The following is a 16,914-nucleotide window of genomic DNA, read 5'->3' on the forward strand; positions in this document are numbered from 1 at the left end:
CATACGGTGGGGCCATGACGCAGGAGACTCCTCCCGGCTGGCACCCCGACCCCGGGCAGACAAGTGACGGTCCTCCCACCGAGCGCTGGTGGGACGGCAAGGCATGGACGGACCAGACCCGCCCGGCGGGGTCGGGCGCCGCATGGGGTCCCCCGCCGCAGCCGCAGCCCGGCGCGGGCGGTGCGTTTCCGGCTTACCCCATGTATCCCGCCCAGCCTCCCGCCGGTGCGCGGCGCGGGCTGCGGACGGGCATAGCCGTCGCGGTGGCGGCCGCGGTCCTCGCGAGCATCGGTGTGGGCGTGTACGCGCTGTCCAAGGACGACGGCGGGGGCGGCAGCGCGGCGGGCTCGCAGCAGGGGCCGGACGGACAGGGCGGGCCGGGTGGACAGGGCGGATCCGGTGGCCAGGGCGGTCCGTTCGGTGACGGCGGGTCGGGTGGCTCCGGCGGTGCCTCGCCCTCACCCTCGCCCGAGGGGTCCGAGGCGCCGAAGATCGACAGCGGGTCGGTGACCGACCCGATCAACGGGATCAGCATGCCCATACCCGACGACTGGTACGGCCAGCAGCTGTCGGTCGGTGCCTCGGTCACCTCGGACGCCTCCTACAAGTGCCCCGGCGACACCTCCGCGTCCTGCACCAAGGGCGGCGCGTACTCGGCGCCCGCCCTCGTGCTCGGCACCGAGGGCAGCTCGGCCGAGCAGGTCGCCAAGGCGGACATCGCGGAGAACGCCGAGCAGTCGTACGGCGGTAAGTCCTACGGCAAGATCACCTCGCACGAGGTGCTGGCCTCCAAGGCCGTCACCGTGGCCGGGCAGAAGGGCTACCAGGTCCGCTGGAAGGCGGTCACCAGCAAGGGCGCCGACGGGTACGTCGAGTCGCTCGCCTTCCCCTCGCCCGCGAACCCGCAGCAGATCGTCGTCGTCCGGCTGGGTGTGGACGTCAGCGAGAAGCAGACCGTCCTCGACGAGATCACCAAGGGCATCAAGGTGGCGTCCGGCGGCGGCAGCGGCCAGGACGTGTGAGCCGCTTTTCCGTGCCCCGGACATGAGTCGGCCGGGTGGGGCGCCCTCCGCTCAAAGGGCACCCCACCCGGCCGGGGGGTGCGCGCCGCCCCCGTCCCCACGGTGCGGCGCGGACAGGTCACCGTCCAGTCATCCCGTGGACGGCGGCCTGGGTCTCAGGTCAGGCCGAGTGCCGGCAGCACGGCGGCCTCCACGAATCTCAAGAGGTAGTCCGGGTCGGCGTATTCCCCTTCGAGAACCGGTCGCACCCGCTGGACGCCGAACATCTGGGCCGCGACATACGGCAGCGCGGGATGGTCGGCCGCGATCTCGCCCCGCTCGACCCCACGCCGGAGGATCTCCTCCAGCGCGGCGACCTCCGGCTCGACGAGCGCCTCACGCAGCGCCTGCTGAAGCTCCTTGTCCTGCATGACGGCGTGCCCGAGCGCCTGGAGGAGCGTGGTGGTGTCCTTCGTCGACCACTCGGCCGCGGCGCGCGCGACCTCGCGCAGGTCCTCGGCGAGTGATCCGGTGTCGATGCCCGCGAAGCGGACCTCGCGGTTCGAGCGCAGCGCCGCCGCCACGAACTGGGGCTTGGTCTTCCACTGCCGGTAGAGCGTGGACTTGCTGCACCGGGTGCTGGCGGCGACGCCGTCCATGGTCACGGCGTCGTATCCGCAGCTGCGGATCTGTTCGAGCACGGCGTCGAAGAACTCCTGCTCACGCTCGGGCGTCAGTTTGGAGCGGCGCGAGGCGACGACCGTCTCCGGTCCGTCCGCGGCCTGCGACGTCATGGACTCTTCTCCTCGCTCGTGGGCGGCGCCCTGCCGGGCCTGCGTTCCAGTGTGGCGTACGTCTATCGATACGCCACTGTACCGGTACTCCGCCGTATCGGTACAGTGGCGTATCGAAACGGCCTAGTATCGGCACCGAGCCGTATCGGTACAACGCCGTACCGGTGAGCCACCCGCTCAACCCACAGCACCACGTCAGCGAGAAAGGGCCGGGGGATGAATGCCCGCACCGAGCCTGCCGAAGCGGAGACCGACGCGATAGCGCGGCCGCCGCTCGTCCGTGAGCTCCTGCTCGTCGCAGGGCTCTTCCTCGTCTACAAGCTCGGCCGCATGCTGGCGACGGGCCACACCGGCGAAGCCTTCAGCAACGCACACCACGTGTGGGACCTGGAACGAGCGGTGCGTCTCCCCGGCGAAGGTGCGGTGCAGTCCCTGCTGCTGCACGACGACACGCTGGTGCACCTCGCGAACACCTACTACGCCACCGTCCACTTCCCGGCCACCGCGGCCTTCCTGATCTGGCTGTACCTGCGGCGCCCGGCGCACTACGTCTGGGCCCGCCGGATCCTCGCCGCGGTCACCGCCGCCGCGCTGGTGGTGCACCTGGCCTTCCCGCTGGCCCCGCCGCGCATGCTGGCCGCGACCGGCCTGATGGACACCGCGCACGTGTACGGGCCGTCCGTGTACGGCTCACCGCGGACGGACACCCTGTCGAACCAGTTCGCGGCGATGCCGTCGCTGCACTTCGGCTGGGCGCTGATGGTGGCGATCGGCCTGATCGTGGCGACGCGGTCGCGCTGGCGCTGGCTGTGGCTGCTGCATCCGACGCTGACGCTGCTGGTGATCGTGGGCACGGCGAATCACTTCTGGCTCGACGCGATCGTGGCGGCCGCCATGCTCGGACTCGCCCTCGCCATGATCCATCTGCCGCATCGGACCCGGACGACCGCCGGACGCGGGCAGCAGACGCTCGCGCCCGCCGACGAGCATGTCCTGGTGGGGGCCGGACGATGAGCGGCACGACGGTCGCCGTCATCCTGTCCCTGTTCTCCGCCGTCGCCTACGCGGCAGCGGCCGTCGCCCAGGAACGGCTGGCCTCCCGCACGAAGGGGGCGAGCCTGCTGCGCCTGCTCGGCACCGGTGCCTGGTGGTCCTCGGTCGCGCTCAACGCGTCCGGCGCGGTCCTGCACGTCGTGGCGCTCCGGTACGGTCCGCTGACCGTCGTACAGCCGCTGGGTGCGCTCACGTTGGTCGCCGCCGTGCCGATGGGGGCGCGGATGGCCGGGCGACGGGTCAGCGCGGTGGAGTGGCGGGGCACGGTGTTCACGCTCGTCGGGCTCGCCGCGATCCTCGTCGTGGCGGCGTCCGGGTCCGAGCCCGGCCAGGTGCTGAGCGTGCCGGAGGCGCTGGCGGTCGCGGGGGTGAGCGCGACGCTGATCGGCCTGCTGGGGCGGCCGGGCGACCGGTCGGGGCTGCGGCACGCCGCCGCGTCCGGCCTCGCCTCCGGGGTCGGATCCGCGCTCACGCAGACCGTGACGGTCGCCGCCACGGACGGCTCCGGCCCGCTGCTCAGCCGGCAGGTGATCGGGGTGGCGCTGCTCGTCGCGGTCTTCGCCGTCGGCGGGTTGCTGCTGTCGCAGTTCGCGTACCGGGGCGGCCTGGGTGCCCCACTCGCCGTGTTGACGCTGGCCAACCCGGTGGCCGCCGCGGTGATCGGGCTGTCGCTGCTGGGCGAGGGGCTGCGGGGCGGCGCGCTCGGTGTGCTCCTCGCGCTGGCGGGAGCGGCGCTGGCGTCATGGGGTGTGGTGCTGCTGACCCGGGTCACGCCCGAGAACCACCCGGTGGCCGCCGTACTCGCCCTGGAGCCCGAATCGGCGTCACCGGAACCGGCGTTGGTGCCCGCGACTCCGCTGCCGGACCGTGCCTTGGTGACCCGGCGGACAGAACCGGGGCACCTCACACCGCTCTGAGTACGTCAGCCCAGGCCGCGCTTGTCCTGCTTGAGTGCCGTGTCGACGGTCAGCGCCGTCGCGACCACGAGGCTCAGCAGGGGCTCGGGCAGCTGGTAGTGGACCTGGAGGACGTAGTTGTCCGCGGTCGTGAACATCGTCTTGGCGAGGCCTTCCCAGGTCTTGGTGATCCGGGCGACCTCGTTGTCCGCGTGGTCCACGATCGCGAAGTTCCAGGCCCGCCAGTTCTCCGCCTTGATCGCGCCGGCCTGCTGGCCGTTCACCATCATCGCGAAGTTGATCTTCCCGAAGACGTTCTGCTGGACGATCTCACCGACCGGCTGTCCGTCCGGACGGGCCACGATCACCCGGGACTTGATGAACTTGCGCGGCCGGGTCAGCAGCAGCACGGGCTGACCGTAGGCGTCCCGGATCTCCAGCTTGTGCGTCATGTACTGATCCAGGCTGGCGACGAAGCGCAGCGCCTTCTTCAGCGCGCTCTGCCCGACCTGGACGACCGAGCCGAGCTGGTTGCCGTGCTGGTCCATGACCTTGTACTCGTTGGTCAGCTCGATCAGCTTGGCCTTCTGGTTCACCACCAGGACCGGCTCGGTGAACAGGGTGCCGCCGCCGGAGCCGCCCCCGGCGACTCCGGCCTGCTGCTGCACCTGACGCTGCACCCGCGGATCATGACCGGCCGGCTGCTGCTGCTGCTGCACTGGAACGGCCGGCTGCTGCTGCGGCACCGGCCCGGCGTGCTGCGCCTGTTGGTCCGGCGCGGTGTGCTCGGTCCACTGCGCCCCGTCCCAGTAGCGGAGGGTCCGGGGCGCGCCGTGCGGATCGGCGTACCAGCCTGCAGGTGTGTTCGAATGCGTGGTCACCGGGGCACACTACCCCGAGCACACCAGCACCTGACCAGCCCCGGCCATCCCGTACGCATCAGGCTTTACCGCCCCATTGCAGTGACGGTCACTCAGTGATGACGGCCGGGTCGCTCACCCCGGGACGCCCGGTCTCGACCCGTCCGGCGAAACGCCGCAGGAACGCGGAGTCGGAGGCGGACGTGACCGTCAGGTCGTACCACTGCCCGCTCGCCCCGAGGTCGAAGCTGTGCCGCACGGTGGCACCGCGCCGCACCACGAACCGCTGCGTCCGGCCGCTGTAGCCGTTCGCGACCTTCAGCTCCACCGTCGCGGAGCCCTTGTTGGTGAAGGTCAGCTCGAGGTCGTCGCCCCTGTGCCGGGCGGTGACCTCGGGTCCGGCGGTCTTGTTCGCGCCCTTGAAGGCGCGCACGAAGCCGTTCGGGCCGTGCACCGTCAGGTCGTACGAGCCGCTGGAGTACGCCGAGTTCCAGGTGTCCGCGATCGACTTGCCCGCCTCGGTGGTGTACATCCACGGGCCGTCGGTCCGGTTGCCGGAGGTGACGTGGAAGGCACCGCCGGCCTTGGCGCCGGTGGCGAAGGTGAGCGTGAACTTCCCGGCCGCGGTGTCGGCCGAACCGTCCACGTACGGGGCGTACTTGAGCGGCCGGGACCGGCGCAGACCGCGCTCCTGCTTGGGCAGGCGCGAGTCGGCGGGCGGGGTGGGCTTGTAGTCGGGGTGGCGCTCGCGGTCCGGCGGCTCGTAGCCGTCGGTGTCCGGCAGGTCGACGGGGCGCGGGTCCTTGCGGGAGAAGTCGAACGCGGAGGTCAGGTCACCGCAGACGGCCCGCCGCCACGGCGAGATGTTGGGCTCGCGCACCCCGAACCGGCGCTCCATGAACTGCAGGATCGAGGTGTGGTCGAGGGTCTCGGAGCAGACGTAGCCGCCCTTGCTCCAGGGCGAGACGACCAGCATCGGCACGCGCGGGCCCAGGCCGTAGGGACCGGCCACCCGGTTGGCGTCGCCCTTGTAGAGGTCGGGCTCCACGTCCACCGTCGACTTGCCCTGCGCGGCGGACTTGGGCGGGAGCGGCGGCACTACGTGGTCGAAGAAGCCGTCGTTCTCGTCGTACGTGATGAACAGCGCCGTCTTCGCCCAGACCGCGGGGTTGGAGGTGAGCGCGTCCAGGACCTGCGCGATGTACCAGGCGCCGTAGTTCGTGGGCCAGTTGGAGTGCTCGGAGAAGGCCTCGGGGGCGGCTATCCAGGAGATCTGCGGCAGCTTGCCGGCCTTGACGTCGGCCTTCAGCCGGTCGAAGTAGCCGTCGCCGTTCTTCACGTCGGTGCCGGTGCGGGCCTTGTCGTACCAGGGGTCGCCGGGCTTGGCCTCCCGGTACTTGTTGAAGTACAGCAGGGAGTTGTCGCCGTAGTTGCCGCGGTAGGCGTCCTGGATCCAGCCCCAGGAGCCGGCCGCGTCCAGACCGTCGCCGATGTCCTGGTAGATCTTCCAGGAGATCCCGGCCTGTTCCAGCCGCTCGGGGTACGTGGTCCAGCCGTAGCCCAGCTCGTCGTTGCCGAGGACCGGGCCGCCACCGGTACCGTCGTTGCCGGTGTAGCCCGTCCACATGTAGTAGCGGTTCGGGTCGGTCGAGCCGATGAACGAGCAGTGGTAGGCGTCGCAGATGGTGAACTTGTCGGCGAGCGCGTAGTGGAACGGCATGTCCTCGCGGGTCAGGTACGCCATGGTGGTGGAGCCCTTCGCGGGGATCCACTTGTCGTACTTGCCCCCGTTGTAGGCGGCCTGCCCGTCGGACCAGCCGTGCGGCAGACCCTCCAGGAACTGCATGCCGAGGTCGTCGGCGTCCGGGTGGAAGGGCAGCAGGTCCTTGGTGCCGTCCGACTGGTACCAGATCGACTTGCCGTTCTGGTGGGTGACGGGCCGCGGGTCACCGAAGCCACGGACGCCTCTGAGCGCCCCGAAGTAGTGGTCGAAAGAACGGTTCTCCTGCATCAGGACGACGATGTGCTCGACATCCTCGATCGACCCCGTGCGGTGGTTCGCGGGGAGCGCGGCGGCGCGCTCGATGCTGCTCGACAGTGCTGCGAAGGCCGTGGTGGCGCCCGCCACTTGGAGGAATCGGCGCCGGTTGACTTCGGGCATGGGTGAGGGACCTCTCCCTTGGGGGTGTTCGACCCGTCGGATCTATATGACGGAACGCGCGCGGAAGGAGTGTTCCAAGAGCACCAAACGTCAGGGAAGGGTCTGATGGCCCCCATGTGAAAGTCGTCGGTACGAGAGGTGCGGGACGGCCGACCGACGGATGCTGGGACTCAGGGTGTGGCGGCGGCCCTGCTGATCAGGAGGGACAGGAATCGCTGGAGCCTTCGGTCTGCCAGGCGCCGGGGACCGTCACGGTCACCGACGTCGGCGCGCTGTCGAACCGGGCGTAGGCGACGGTGCAGGTCAGCTGGGCAACGGCCGTCTCGGTCAACGGCTCCGTACCCAGGGGCAGTTCGACCGTCACCTCGCCGCCGCCGTCCGTGCGGACCGAAAGAGCGCCCGTCAGCAGCGGAAGCTGGGTGGTCATGCCTCTACGGCGTTCCCTGACGTCCGGCCCTTGGAACACCGTCGCCACGGCTGTCTCGATGTCGACCGAGGTGAAGCCCAGGCGCCGGACGGCAACCAGGGTGCCTTCGCTGACGAAGTAGGAGACCTGGGCCGGCCGGATGCCGGTGGCGGGCTCTCCGGTCTCCACCACGCCGGTCTCGGGGATGCCGCAGGCGGCGAGCAGAAGGGCGGTCGTGCACAGCAGCGCGGGCCGGAGCGACCGGGGGGCGGGGCTCATGACTCCCCCTCCTTCAAGGACGGTTGCATGGACTGCTTCAGGGGCTGCTGCGGGGGCTGAGGCGGCGGCTGATGCTGGGGTTGCCGCAGGGGGATCTCGACCGTGAACACCGCGCCGCCCTCCGCCCGGTTCGCCGCCCGGATGGTGCCGCCGTGCAGGTGGACGTTCTCGGCCGTGATCGAGAGGCCCAGGCCGCTGCCCTCCGTTCGGGTCCGGGCCGTGTCCGACTTGTAGAAGCGGTCGAAGACGTGGGGCAGAACGTCGGCGGGAATGCCAGGCCCACTGTCCAGCACCTCGATGACGGCCCACCCCGATGCGCCGGGGTCCGTCATCTCCCTTGCGTGCAGGCGCAGTTGTACGGGCCGGGCCCCGTGTCGGAGCGCGTTGCCCACCAGGTTGGCGACCACCACGTCGAGGCGGCGCGGGTCGACCCGGCCGCGCAGTTCGCCGGACCCGGGGAGCCGGGCGTCCACCAGGTCCAGCCAGGCGCGGGCGGCGAGGGTGCGCCGTAGGGACTCGGCGAGGTCGATGTCGTCCAACTGCAGCCCCGCCGCGCCCGCGTCGAAGCGGGAGATCTCCATGAGGTCGTCGACCAGGCGGGCGAGCTTCACGGTTTCCTCGCTGATGAGCCGTACCGCGGTGGCGGTGTCCGGGTCGAGCCCGGCCGCGTCCTCGTCCAGGATGTCGGTGACGGCCGACATCGCGGCCAGGGGCGTGCGCAGTTCGTGCGACACGTCCGCGACGAAGCGGCGGGCGCGGGCCTCCATACGGCGCAGCTCCGACACGGACTCCTCCAGGGCCGCGGCGGTCTCGTTGAAGGTGTGCGAGAGATCGGCGAGTTCGTCGGAGCCGTTGACGGCGAGCCGGGTGTCCAGACGGCCCTCGGCGATGCTGCGGGTGGCGCGGCGCAGCTCCCGTACCGGGCGCAGCACGCCCCGGGCGGCCAGCAGGGCGAGGAGGACGGCCAGGCCGAGCGCCGGCACGACGGCCCGCCCGATGGCGGTGACCAGGGCGTCGACGTAGCCCTGTTCGGCGGTCTGCGGCACCGTGACGAAGACGACGATCCCGGACGCGGGGGACTCGCCGGACGCCTCGAGGGTGATGGGCACGCCGACGACGAGCGAGGAACGTCCGTCCGTCGACACCCGCTGGAAGACGGCGGCCCTACGGGCGGCCACGGCAGCGCGCATGGCGGGGGTCAGTTCGGTGAAGCCGTCCTGGGGCGTGGAGGTGGCGCGCAGTTCTCGATACGTGACCAGAACACGCCAGTTCTGTGCCGGTTCGGCGCGGGCCACCTCGGCGGCGACCCACTCCAGGTCGCCCTGGACGGGTGGGTAACTGATGGCCGGCGCAACACCGTTGACGTGCTGGCGCAGGCGCTTGATCACGGTGTCCTGGCCCTGCTGGAGCACTCCGACACGGGCCTCACGGAAGGTCAGGGCGCCTGTGGTCAAGGTGGCCACGGCGGCGACCAGCACGAAGGCCACGAGCAGCCGGCCGCGCAGTCCGCGCAGCGGTGATTTCACCGGGACCGGAACCGGTAGCCGAAGCCGCGCACGGTCTCGATGTAGCGCGGCTGCCCCGCCGGCTCGCCCATCTTGGTGCGCAGCCGCTTGACGCAGGCGTCCACCAGCCGTGAGTCGCCGTGGTAACTGTGCTCCCAGACCGCCTCCAGCAGCTGCTGCCGGGAGAACACCTGACCGGGCGAGGCCGAGAGCGTCAGCAGGAGCCGTAGCTCGGAGGGAGCGAGGACGACCGGTTCTCCCTGCCGTGTGACGGTCAACCCGGCCCGGTCGATGGCCAGTTCACCATGGGCGCCGTGGGTCTCTATCTTCGGTATGCCGCCGTCGACGGGTGTGCCGCCGACCCGGCGCAGGACGGCGCGGATACGGGCGTCCAGGACGCGTGCCTGCACCGGTTTCACTACGTAGTCGTCCGCTCCGGCTTCGAGCCCGACCACGATGTCCGTGTCGTCGCCGCGGGCGGTCGCCATGATGATCGGCACCTGGTCCTCGGCGCGGATCCGGCGGCACACCTCCAGACCGCTCAGTCCGGGCAGCATCAGATCGAGCACGACGACGTCCGGCCGGAAGGACCGCAGCTGGGCCAGCCCGTCCTCTCCGGTGGCGGCGCCGCTGACGTCGTGTCGCTGACGGCGCAGCGCGAGCACGACGCCCTCCCGTACGGCGCGGTCGTCTTCGATGAGCAGGACACGTGGCATGCGCCCAGTATCCGTACGGATCAAGGGGGTTGAGGGCGGGTACGAGGTCCGGCCGGGAACTGTTACGGGACGATCACATAGCCCGGCCGAAGATCGACCGTTACGTTTTCGTTACCGTTCGGGCCACATCTCATCACATCGCGTGCACAGCCTTGACGGCCATGACCACCTCCACGCATGGGGCGACGCCGCCGCCCCCGCGGTCCCGCCGTCGTCGCCGCAGAGGCCCCGCACACGCCGACGGGGGCGGCCGGAAAGGGAAAGGACCCCTGCTGGGCGGCCTCGCCGCGATCGCCGTGCTGGCCTCGGCCACCGCTCTGGCCGTGCACCGGACACCGCCGGAGACCTCCGCAACCGACTCCCACGACGCGCCCGTTGCCCCCACCCGGTCACCTTCTCCCCTGCCGACACCGGACCGGTCCACGAAGCCGAGCAGCAGTGCGGACGGCGACGAGCACACCGACAGCAAGCCCAGCGGAATGGGCGACCCGTCCCCGGACGCCTCCTCCTCCGCCGCCATCCCGCCTTCGGGCCCCGGCACGTTCACCACCGCCGCCGGCGAGAGCGACACCGTGGGCCAGGGCAGCCGGGTGCTGCGCTACGAGGTCGTCGTGGAGGACGGCCTCACCCAGTCGCCCGCCGAAGTCGCCCGGCAGGTGGAGGGCATACTCGCCGACCCGCGCGGCTGGACCGCCGACGGCGAGTCCGCGTTCCGCCGCATCTCCAGTGGCACGCCCGACTTCGTCGTACGGCTCGCCACGGCGAGCACGGTCGACAAGATCTGCGGCCAATACGGGCTGGACACCGGCGGCGAGGTCAACTGCAGCGTCGGCAAGGACGTCATGGTCAACCTCAAACGGTGGCTGCTGGCGACCCCGGTGTACGCCGACGACGTGGACGCCTACCGGGCGCTGATCATCAACCACGAGGTCGGCCACTTCCTCGGCCACGGCCATGTCACCTGCCCGGGCGCCGGCAAGCCGGCCCCGGCGATGATGCAGCAGATCAAGGGCATGCTCGGCTGCACACCCAACGTCTGGCCGTACGACTCGAAGGGCCGCCTCATCACCGGCCCTGCCGTGCCCTGACCGACCGGCAGGGCGAGGGCGTTCGGTCTGACAGGTGGGCCAGATCCGGCTCACAGACCGGGGACGTCCCTGGCCCTCTTGAGCACCGAGCTGAACGTGTCCACCACGGCGTTGTGCCGCCTCGCGTGCGCCGCCCGGTCCTCCGGCACCAGCCGCGCGGCGGCCTGCACGGCGTAGGCGTCCGGATCACCGAAAGCGGTCTGCGGGTGCTCTCCCGTGTCCGCGCAATGCGCGGTGACGTCCTTGACCGCCTGGAGCACGACTGCCCGGTCCACGCCCGGCTGCATGGCCAGCCGTACTTGGAAACGCGCCATCCACCTCTCGCGGTCCTTCTCCCTTGCCGCGTCCGTCGTCTGGTCCTTCTTCGCCACGTGCTCTCCCGGGTGATCGGCGGCCGTCCGTCATGGAGTTGGACGCCGAGGCATCGACGTGGGTTGCGGAAGTGACCTCACAGGAGAAGAGATGCGCTGCCGCCTTCTCCTCGTGGTCTCATTCCTGGTGGTTGGCCATGGCCAGGGTGTCCTCGATGAGGTCGCGCAGTTGGGAGCGAGCGGTGATGCCCAGTTTGGGGAAGCTGCGGTAGAGATGCGAGCTGACCGTGCGCGGGGAGAGGAAGAGCTTCTCGCCGATCTCACGGTTGGTCAGTCCGCGGGCGGCGAGCCTGATGATCTGCTGCTGTTGCGGGGAGAGTTCGGCAAGCGCGTCGGGGGTGGAGTCCGTGACGTCGAGGCCGGCGGCGCGCGATTCGGCCCGGGCGCGCTCGATCCACGGGCGCGCGCCCAGCCGCCGGAAGGTTTCCAGCGACTCGGTGAGCGGAGCTCGCGCCTCGGCGATGCGTCGACGGCGCCGCAGCCACTCGGCGAGGTCCAGCAGGGTCTGGGCGCGTTCGAAGGGCCAGTGTTCCAGCACCGGGTCGGCCAGGGCCGCCCGGAAGTGCGGCTCGGCGTCCTCGGGGTCTGCCAGCAGGCCACGCGCGCGGCTGATCAGCGCGCGGAGGCGGGGTGAGGCGCCCGCCGCGAGCGCGCGTGCGGCACGTTCGACGATCGCGGCGGCCTCTTCGCGCCGACCGCTGCGCACGGCGGCGGCGGCCAGATCCGCGAGGGCCGGATAGGAGGCGTGGTAGTGCACGGGTGCGCCATCTGCCGTGAAGACCATGCGGAGTTGGTCGTACGCCGCCTCGTGCGCGCCTTCCGCGGCAGCCGCGGCGCCGAGCGCACGACGGGCATAGACGCGGACCGATCGGCTCTCCAGCGGGTCGATCAGGGCGAGCGCGTCCTCGGCCCGGGCGCGGGCCGCCGTCGCGTCGCCCTGGTAGGCCAGCACGGTGGCGTCCACAGCGGCCGCACATGCCACGGCGTGGTCGAGGCCGGCCGTCGAACCGAGCGCGCTGCTGCGGGCGCATGCCTCCCGGGCCCGCCCCCACGATCCTTGCTCCACATAGCTCCAGGCAGCCGCGCCGCCCAGTCCCTCAGGCAGCGGTCCGCGCATACCCCAGTGGTCGAAGGCTTCGTCGAAGGCGCGGACGGCCTGCGGGGTCTCGTCCAGCAGCCACGCCATGATCGCGAAAGCGGTGAGCCGGTCGGGGTGGCGTCGCGCTTCGGCTGCGACCTGCGGGAGCAGCAGGAGCAGTTCGGCCCTGTTGCCGAAAGGGTCGGTCACGGCCCGTACCCAGGTGCGTAGCCATGCATGTGACGCGTCCTCGGGAAGGCTCTGCAGGACGGCCTGGATACGGTGCTGTTGGACGTCCTCTCCGCAGTAGAAGCGGACCACGGCGGCGCCGGCCAGGAGGTCCAGCGCGATGGCAGGCTGTGCGAGCGCCAACTCCTCGGCGGCGTCGGCCAGTCGGGAGAAGACCACGGTGTGGCGCACGGTCAGTGCCGCCAGTCGTCCGACCTGCGCGGTGGCGCCTGCGAGGAGCGACGCGTCGTCGGTACGTGCCCGTACCGCGGAGGCAAGTTCCTCGACCCAGGCGAGGTCACCGGTGAGCACGGCCTCCGCGGCAGCCTCGACAAGGAGCCGGGCACTGTCCCCGCGCGGTGCGAGTTCGGCGGCGCGTTGCAGGGCCTTGGCCGCTGCCTCGTGGCCGCCGCGACGCCGGGCCCGGTCGGCGGTTTGTTCCAGCTCCGCCGATACGGCCGCGTCCGGGGGTGTGGTCGCGGCGGCGAGGTGCCAGGCTCGCCGGTCCGGCTCGCCCCGCAGCAGTTCGGCGAGCGCGAGGTGGGCCGTGCGCCGGGCATCGACGGACGCGGCGTGGTACACGGCCGACCGGACCAGGGGGTGGCTGAACCGGAGGCCGCGGCCGGTACGCCGGACCAGCCCGGCCTGCTCGGCGGGCGGCCAAGCGTCGTCCTCCGCGTTCGGCAGCGCGGCCGGGACGGCGACGGCGGAGTCGACGGTGTCCATGGCGGCCAGGAGCAGCAGCGCACGCGTGGTGGGAGCCGGCAGGGCGTTCAGGCGAGCGGCGAAGATCCGCTCCAGGTGATCGGTGACGGGGAGCGGACCGGCGTACGGCGGCCCCGCGGCCGTCTCGTATGCGGTGGCCGTCTTCGCCAGTTCGGTCAGTGCCAGCGGGTTGCCGTCGGCCTGGGCGAGGATCTGCGTCCTCATCCGGCCGGTGGGGCGCTGCGGCTGCAGGTCCAGCAGTCGGCCGGCCGCGGCGTTGTCGAGCGGCCCCAGGGTAAGCGTCGCCACGTGCCGGTCGACCCCCGGGAGGTGATCGCCGACGCGGGCTGCGATCAGCATGGTGACCGGTTCCCCTGCCAGCCGTCGGGCCGCGAAGGACAGTACGTCCAGGGACGCACGGTCGAACCACTGCGCGTCGTCCAGGACCACGAGCACAGGCCCTCGGTCCCCCAGGGCCGAAAGCAGACCCAGGACGGCAACTCCGATCAGCATCAGGTCGGTTTCCGCCGTGGCCGACTTCGCACCGAATGCGCCGTGCAGCGCCGCCCGCTGCCTCTCCGGCAACTCGTCCACCGCGGCCGATACCGGCCGCAGCAGCTGATGCAGGGCGGAGAAGGCGAGGCTTGACTCCGACTCGCTGCCCTCGGCGCGCAGAACACGAGCGCCGCTCGCTTCGGCCCGACGCACCGCACGGTCCAACAGTGCGCTCTTTCCCATGCCCACGTCGCCGAGCAGCATCAGAACCGGGTCGGCCGACGCCGAGTCCACCGCACGAAAGAGGCGTGCCAGTTCCGCGTCCCGGCCGACGATCGGCTTTCTTACGTCCGACTCCGGTCCAGCGACCGCACGGGGGCCGCCTGTGTGATCGTCCACGGAGTCTCCAGGAATGGTGGCTCTTCGAGCGGAGCCGTGGGTTGCCTTGTCGCCGCCCAGGCTACAAGCGGCCCGGCCCGGTGACCGGGGCATCCGGATGGGTGCAGTCACATGACGGATACCGCGGGTCCTGGGGCCGCTCGTACGGTTCCGGGAAAGCGTCCGAATTCTTGAGGAATCACGATGGAACAGATCAAGCTCGGCAATGTCACGATCACCCGGGTCTGGGAATATTACGGTTCCGTCGAAATGACGCCCGACGCCTTCTTCCCAGAAAGCCCGAAGGAAATCTGGGAAGACAGCACCCCCTGGCTGACCCCACATTTTCTGGATTCCAAGACCAATATCGTGAATTCCGCGATCCAGACCTGGCTGCTGCGCAGCGCGGGCAGGACCATCCTCGTCGACACCGGTGTGGGCAACCACAAGGAGCGCCCGTACGCGCCAGTCTGGAGCCACCTCAAAACGGACTTCCTGACCCATCTCGCGCGAGCCGGCGTCGAGCCCGAGGACGTGGACATCGTGATCAACACGCATCTCCATGTCGATCACGTCGGCTGGAACACCTACCTGGACGGGCGGCAGTGGGTGCCCACCTTCCCCAACGCCACCTATCTGATGCCGAAGGACGACTTCGACTTCTGGAACCCGGCGAACGACCACAAGACGCTGTTCGGCCGCGGCAACCAGAACGTCTTCGAGGACAGCGTCGCCCCGGTGCACCAGTCCGGCCGGACGCTGCTGTGGGAGAACAGCCACCAGATCGATGCCGACCTGCGCCTGGACGCGGCCCCGGGACACACCCCCGGCTCCTCCGTGCTGACCCTCGCCTCCGGGACGGACCGCGCGGTGTTCGTCGGCGACATGCTGCACAGCCCGGTGCAGATCCTTGAGCCGGACGCCAACAGCTGCTTCTGCGAGGACCCCGCGGGCGCCCGCGCCACCCGCCGCAAGGTGCTGGGCTGGGCGGCCGACAACAACGCACTCGTGATCCCCGCCCACCTGGCCGGCCACGGCGCCGCCGAAGTGGTGCGTGAGGGAAGCAAGTTCGCCATCAAGGGCTGGGCTCCCTTCGCCCCGTACGCCGAGCAGGGCTGAGGTCCGCGGAGAGGCACCACTGTGAACCACCACCCCGACCCCATCGTGACCACCGCGCAGGGGGCCGTCCGCGGCCTGCGCCAGAAAGACGGCACCGCCACTTTCCTGAACATCCCCTACGCCGCCCCGCCCCGCGGCGCCGGCCGGTTCGCGCCGCCGCAGCCGCACGCGCCGTGGAACGGCGTACGGGACGCCACCGTGCCGGGACCCAACGCGCCGCAGTCCGAGCGCAAGCTCGGCAGCGTGGACATGTCCCCCTACTTCGGCACCGGTTGGCGCCGCGGGGAGGACTACCTCACCGTCAATGTCTGGACGCCCGCCGCCGGCGGTGACGACCTGCCGGTCATGGTGTTCGTCCATGGCGGCGGATTCGTCGCCGGTTCGACGCGGTCCGCACTGTACGACGGCTCCGCCTTCGCCCGTGATGGGGTCGTCCTCGTCACCCTCAACTACCGGCTCGGCATCGCCGGGTTCCTCGACATCCCCGGTGCGCCCGCCAACCGCGGCCTGCTCGACGTGGTCGCCGCGCTGCGCTGGGTGCGGGAGAACATCGCCGCCTTCGGCGGTGACCCGCGCAACGTCACCCTCTTCGGCCAGTCGGCCGGGGCGACCATCGTCGGCGGCGTCCTCGCCACCCCCGAAGCCACAGGCCTCTTCGGCCGGGCGATCGTCCAAAGCGGCAGCGGCCTGGGCGCGTTCACCACCGAGCAGGCAGCCCGCGTCACCAAGGCAGCCGCCGCATACCTGGGCGTCGAGCCCGACGTCGACGCCTTCGCGGACATCTCCGACGACCGCCTGATCGACGCCGCCTCACGGCTCGCGGGCATCGACCTGCAAACCGCCACACACCACGACCCGCTGATCGGACTCAGCCCCTTCAGTCTGGTCCTCGACAGGCAGCCCGCCGATTCCGTCGCCGCCGGCCTCGGCGCCGGCATCGACCTGCTCATCGGGACCAACACGGAGGAGGGCAACCTCTACCTGGTCCCCGTGGACAAGTACGCCACCTCGACCGCCGCAGACGTCGACGACGCGGCGACGCGCTCGCACCCCAATCCTGCGCAACTCGTGAAGACGTACCGGAAGACACGCCCCGAGGCGTCCCTCGGCGAGCTGCGCTCCGCCATCATGGGCGACGCGCTGTTCGGCGCCGGCAGCTGGGCCCTGGCCGGCGCACATGCCACCCATGCCCAATCCGCCACCCACGCCTACGAGTTCGCCTGGCGCTCCCACGCCCTGGACGGAGAGCTCGGCGCCACCCACGCGGTCGAGCTGCCCTTCGTCTTCGATCTCGTGCGCCTCCCCCAACTGCACGGTCCCGCCGCCCTGCTCGGCCCCGACAAGCCACCCGCCCGTCTCGCCGCCCGCATGCACGAGACCTGGGTCCGGTTCGCCAGGACGGGCAACCCCGGCTGGGACCCGTACGACACCGAGCGCAGGTCAACGATGCGCATCGACGCCGAGTGGACCCAGGTCGACGACCCCCGCGGCCAGGAACGACAGGCATGGAGCTGACCCACAGGTCGAGGGCGTCAGCCACAAGGTGCTCACCCGGAACCTGCGCATGCTGGAACGCAATGGCCTGGTCGACCGGAAGGTGCACCCCACCGTGCCGCCGCGGGTCGAGTACACCCTCACCGAGCCGGGCCGGGCCCTGCGCACCGCGGTCGACGCCATGTGCGGCTGGGCCCACCAGCACCTCGGGCGCATCGAGAGCGCACGCGACCGTTTCGACGCCTGACGCCTCGTCAATCGCACCCCGTTGAAGTGCTTACCCATGG

At 71.0% G+C, this 16,914-nt stretch carries 14 protein-coding genes and 1 pseudogene; 7 read left to right on the top strand and 8 right to left on the bottom strand.

Going from position 1 to position 16,914, the window contains the following annotated elements; genetic code table 11:
* The first annotated feature begins 14 nt into the window (after positions 1-14).
* Positions 15-1,022: a DUF2510 domain-containing protein gene (locus ACTWQO_RS11675; RefSeq protein WP_443237170.1), complete on the top strand. Its 1,008-nt coding sequence runs from the start codon at positions 15-17 to the stop codon at positions 1,020-1,022.
* A gap of 155 nt (positions 1,023-1,177) precedes the next feature.
* On the opposite strand, the gene ACTWQO_RS11680 is transcribed toward ACTWQO_RS11675, so the two are convergent.
* Complete coding sequence (locus ACTWQO_RS11680) at positions 1,178-1,795, bottom strand: TetR/AcrR family transcriptional regulator C-terminal ligand-binding domain-containing protein (protein WP_443237171.1); 618 nt, start codon at positions 1,793-1,795, stop codon at positions 1,178-1,180.
* Positions 1,796-2,011: 216 nt separating this feature from the next.
* Between ACTWQO_RS11680 and ACTWQO_RS11685 the strand changes: the two genes are divergently transcribed.
* The gene (locus ACTWQO_RS11685) at positions 2,012-2,809 is read left to right on the top strand and encodes a phosphatase PAP2 family protein (protein WP_443237172.1); all 798 of its coding nucleotides are present in this window, start codon (positions 2,012-2,014) and stop codon (positions 2,807-2,809) included.
* Entirely contained in the window at positions 2,806-3,765 is a 960-nt protein-coding gene (locus tag ACTWQO_RS11690) for a hypothetical protein (RefSeq protein ID WP_443237173.1), read from the top strand. The genes ACTWQO_RS11685 and ACTWQO_RS11690 overlap by 4 nt, the downstream gene beginning before the upstream one ends.
* A 5-nt stretch (positions 3,766-3,770) precedes the next feature.
* Here ACTWQO_RS11690 and ACTWQO_RS11695 read toward each other — a convergent pair whose 3' ends face one another.
* The 5 genes from ACTWQO_RS11695 to ACTWQO_RS11715 all read right to left on the bottom strand — a co-directional run bounded on the left by ACTWQO_RS11695 (position 3,771) and on the right by ACTWQO_RS11715 (position 9,671).
* On the bottom strand, positions 3,771-4,625 hold the full coding sequence (locus ACTWQO_RS11695; protein WP_443237174.1) for a phospholipid scramblase-related protein: 855 nt from the start codon (positions 4,623-4,625) through the stop codon (positions 3,771-3,773).
* A gap of 88 nt (positions 4,626-4,713) precedes the next feature.
* Complete coding sequence (locus tag ACTWQO_RS11700) at positions 4,714-6,765, bottom strand: phosphocholine-specific phospholipase C (RefSeq protein WP_443237175.1); 2,052 nt, start codon at positions 6,763-6,765, stop codon at positions 4,714-4,716.
* 196 nt (positions 6,766-6,961) lie between these two features.
* Positions 6,962-7,450 carry a hypothetical protein gene (locus ACTWQO_RS11705; RefSeq protein WP_443237176.1) on the bottom strand — a complete coding sequence of 163 codons (489 nt, stop codon included), beginning with the start codon at positions 7,448-7,450 and terminating at the stop codon, positions 6,962-6,964.
* Positions 7,447-8,976 (bottom strand): sensor histidine kinase, encoded by a 1,530-nt coding sequence (locus ACTWQO_RS11710; protein ID WP_443237177.1) that lies wholly within the window; start codon positions 8,974-8,976, stop codon positions 7,447-7,449. The genes ACTWQO_RS11705 and ACTWQO_RS11710 overlap by 4 nt, the downstream gene beginning before the upstream one ends.
* Complete coding sequence (locus tag ACTWQO_RS11715) at positions 8,973-9,671, bottom strand: response regulator (protein ID WP_443237178.1); 699 nt, start codon at positions 9,669-9,671, stop codon at positions 8,973-8,975. The genes ACTWQO_RS11710 and ACTWQO_RS11715 overlap by 4 nt, the downstream gene beginning before the upstream one ends.
* A 161-nt stretch (positions 9,672-9,832) precedes the next feature.
* Between ACTWQO_RS11715 and ACTWQO_RS11720 the strand changes: the two genes are divergently transcribed.
* Positions 9,833-10,759 (top strand): DUF3152 domain-containing protein, encoded by a 927-nt coding sequence (locus tag ACTWQO_RS11720; protein WP_443237179.1) that lies wholly within the window; start codon positions 9,833-9,835, stop codon positions 10,757-10,759.
* 50 nt (positions 10,760-10,809) lie between these two features.
* Here the strand turns inward: ACTWQO_RS11720 and ACTWQO_RS11725 are convergent, their stop codons facing one another.
* Positions 10,810-11,130: a hypothetical protein gene (locus ACTWQO_RS11725; RefSeq protein ID WP_443237180.1), complete on the bottom strand. Its 321-nt coding sequence runs from the start codon at positions 11,128-11,130 to the stop codon at positions 10,810-10,812.
* 118 nt (positions 11,131-11,248) lie between these two features.
* Positions 11,249-14,035 (bottom strand): helix-turn-helix transcriptional regulator, encoded by a 2,787-nt coding sequence (locus tag ACTWQO_RS11730; protein WP_443237181.1) that lies wholly within the window; start codon positions 14,033-14,035, stop codon positions 11,249-11,251.
* 183 nt (positions 14,036-14,218) lie between these two features.
* Here ACTWQO_RS11730 and ACTWQO_RS11735 point away from each other — a divergent pair, with 183 nt between their 5' ends.
* The 3 genes and pseudogenes from ACTWQO_RS11735 to ACTWQO_RS11745 all read left to right on the top strand — a co-directional run.
* On the top strand, positions 14,219-15,133 hold the full coding sequence (locus ACTWQO_RS11735) for an MBL fold metallo-hydrolase (RefSeq protein ID WP_443237182.1): 915 nt from the start codon (positions 14,219-14,221) through the stop codon (positions 15,131-15,133).
* Positions 15,134-15,154: 21 nt separating this feature from the next.
* Complete coding sequence (locus ACTWQO_RS11740) at positions 15,155-16,648, top strand: carboxylesterase/lipase family protein (protein ID WP_443237183.1); 1,494 nt, start codon at positions 15,155-15,157, stop codon at positions 16,646-16,648.
* Between the two features lie 4 nt (positions 16,649-16,652).
* Positions 16,653-16,874, top strand: a pseudogene (locus ACTWQO_RS11745) (winged helix-turn-helix transcriptional regulator); the annotation flags it as partial.
* Positions 16,875-16,914 lie beyond the last annotated feature (40 nt).

Origin of the sequence: Streptomyces sp. 4N124 (genome assembly GCF_052245395.1) — a bacterium.
GTDB lineage: Bacteria > Actinomycetota > Actinomycetes > Streptomycetales > Streptomycetaceae > Streptomyces.

Coding starts and splice junctions, on each gene's coding strand:
- ACTWQO_RS11720 (WP_443237179.1), top strand. CDS start 9,833: ATGACCACCTCCACGCATGGGGCGACGCCGCCGCCCCCGCGGTCCCGC.
- ACTWQO_RS11690 (WP_443237173.1), top strand. CDS start 2,806: ATGAGCGGCACGACGGTCGCCGTCATCCTGTCCCTGTTCTCCGCCGTC.
- ACTWQO_RS11735 (WP_443237182.1), top strand. CDS start 14,219: ATGGAACAGATCAAGCTCGGCAATGTCACGATCACCCGGGTCTGGGAA.
- ACTWQO_RS11680 (WP_443237171.1), bottom strand. CDS start 1,795: ATGACGTCGCAGGCCGCGGACGGACCGGAGACGGTCGTCGCCTCGCGC.
- ACTWQO_RS11675 (WP_443237170.1), top strand. CDS start 15: ATGACGCAGGAGACTCCTCCCGGCTGGCACCCCGACCCCGGGCAGACA.
- ACTWQO_RS11715 (WP_443237178.1), bottom strand. CDS start 9,671: ATGCCACGTGTCCTGCTCATCGAAGACGACCGCGCCGTACGGGAGGGC.
- ACTWQO_RS11705 (WP_443237176.1), bottom strand. CDS start 7,450: ATGAGCCCCGCCCCCCGGTCGCTCCGGCCCGCGCTGCTGTGCACGACC.
- ACTWQO_RS11685 (WP_443237172.1), top strand. CDS start 2,012: ATGAATGCCCGCACCGAGCCTGCCGAAGCGGAGACCGACGCGATAGCG.
- ACTWQO_RS11700 (WP_443237175.1), bottom strand. CDS start 6,765: ATGCCCGAAGTCAACCGGCGCCGATTCCTCCAAGTGGCGGGCGCCACC.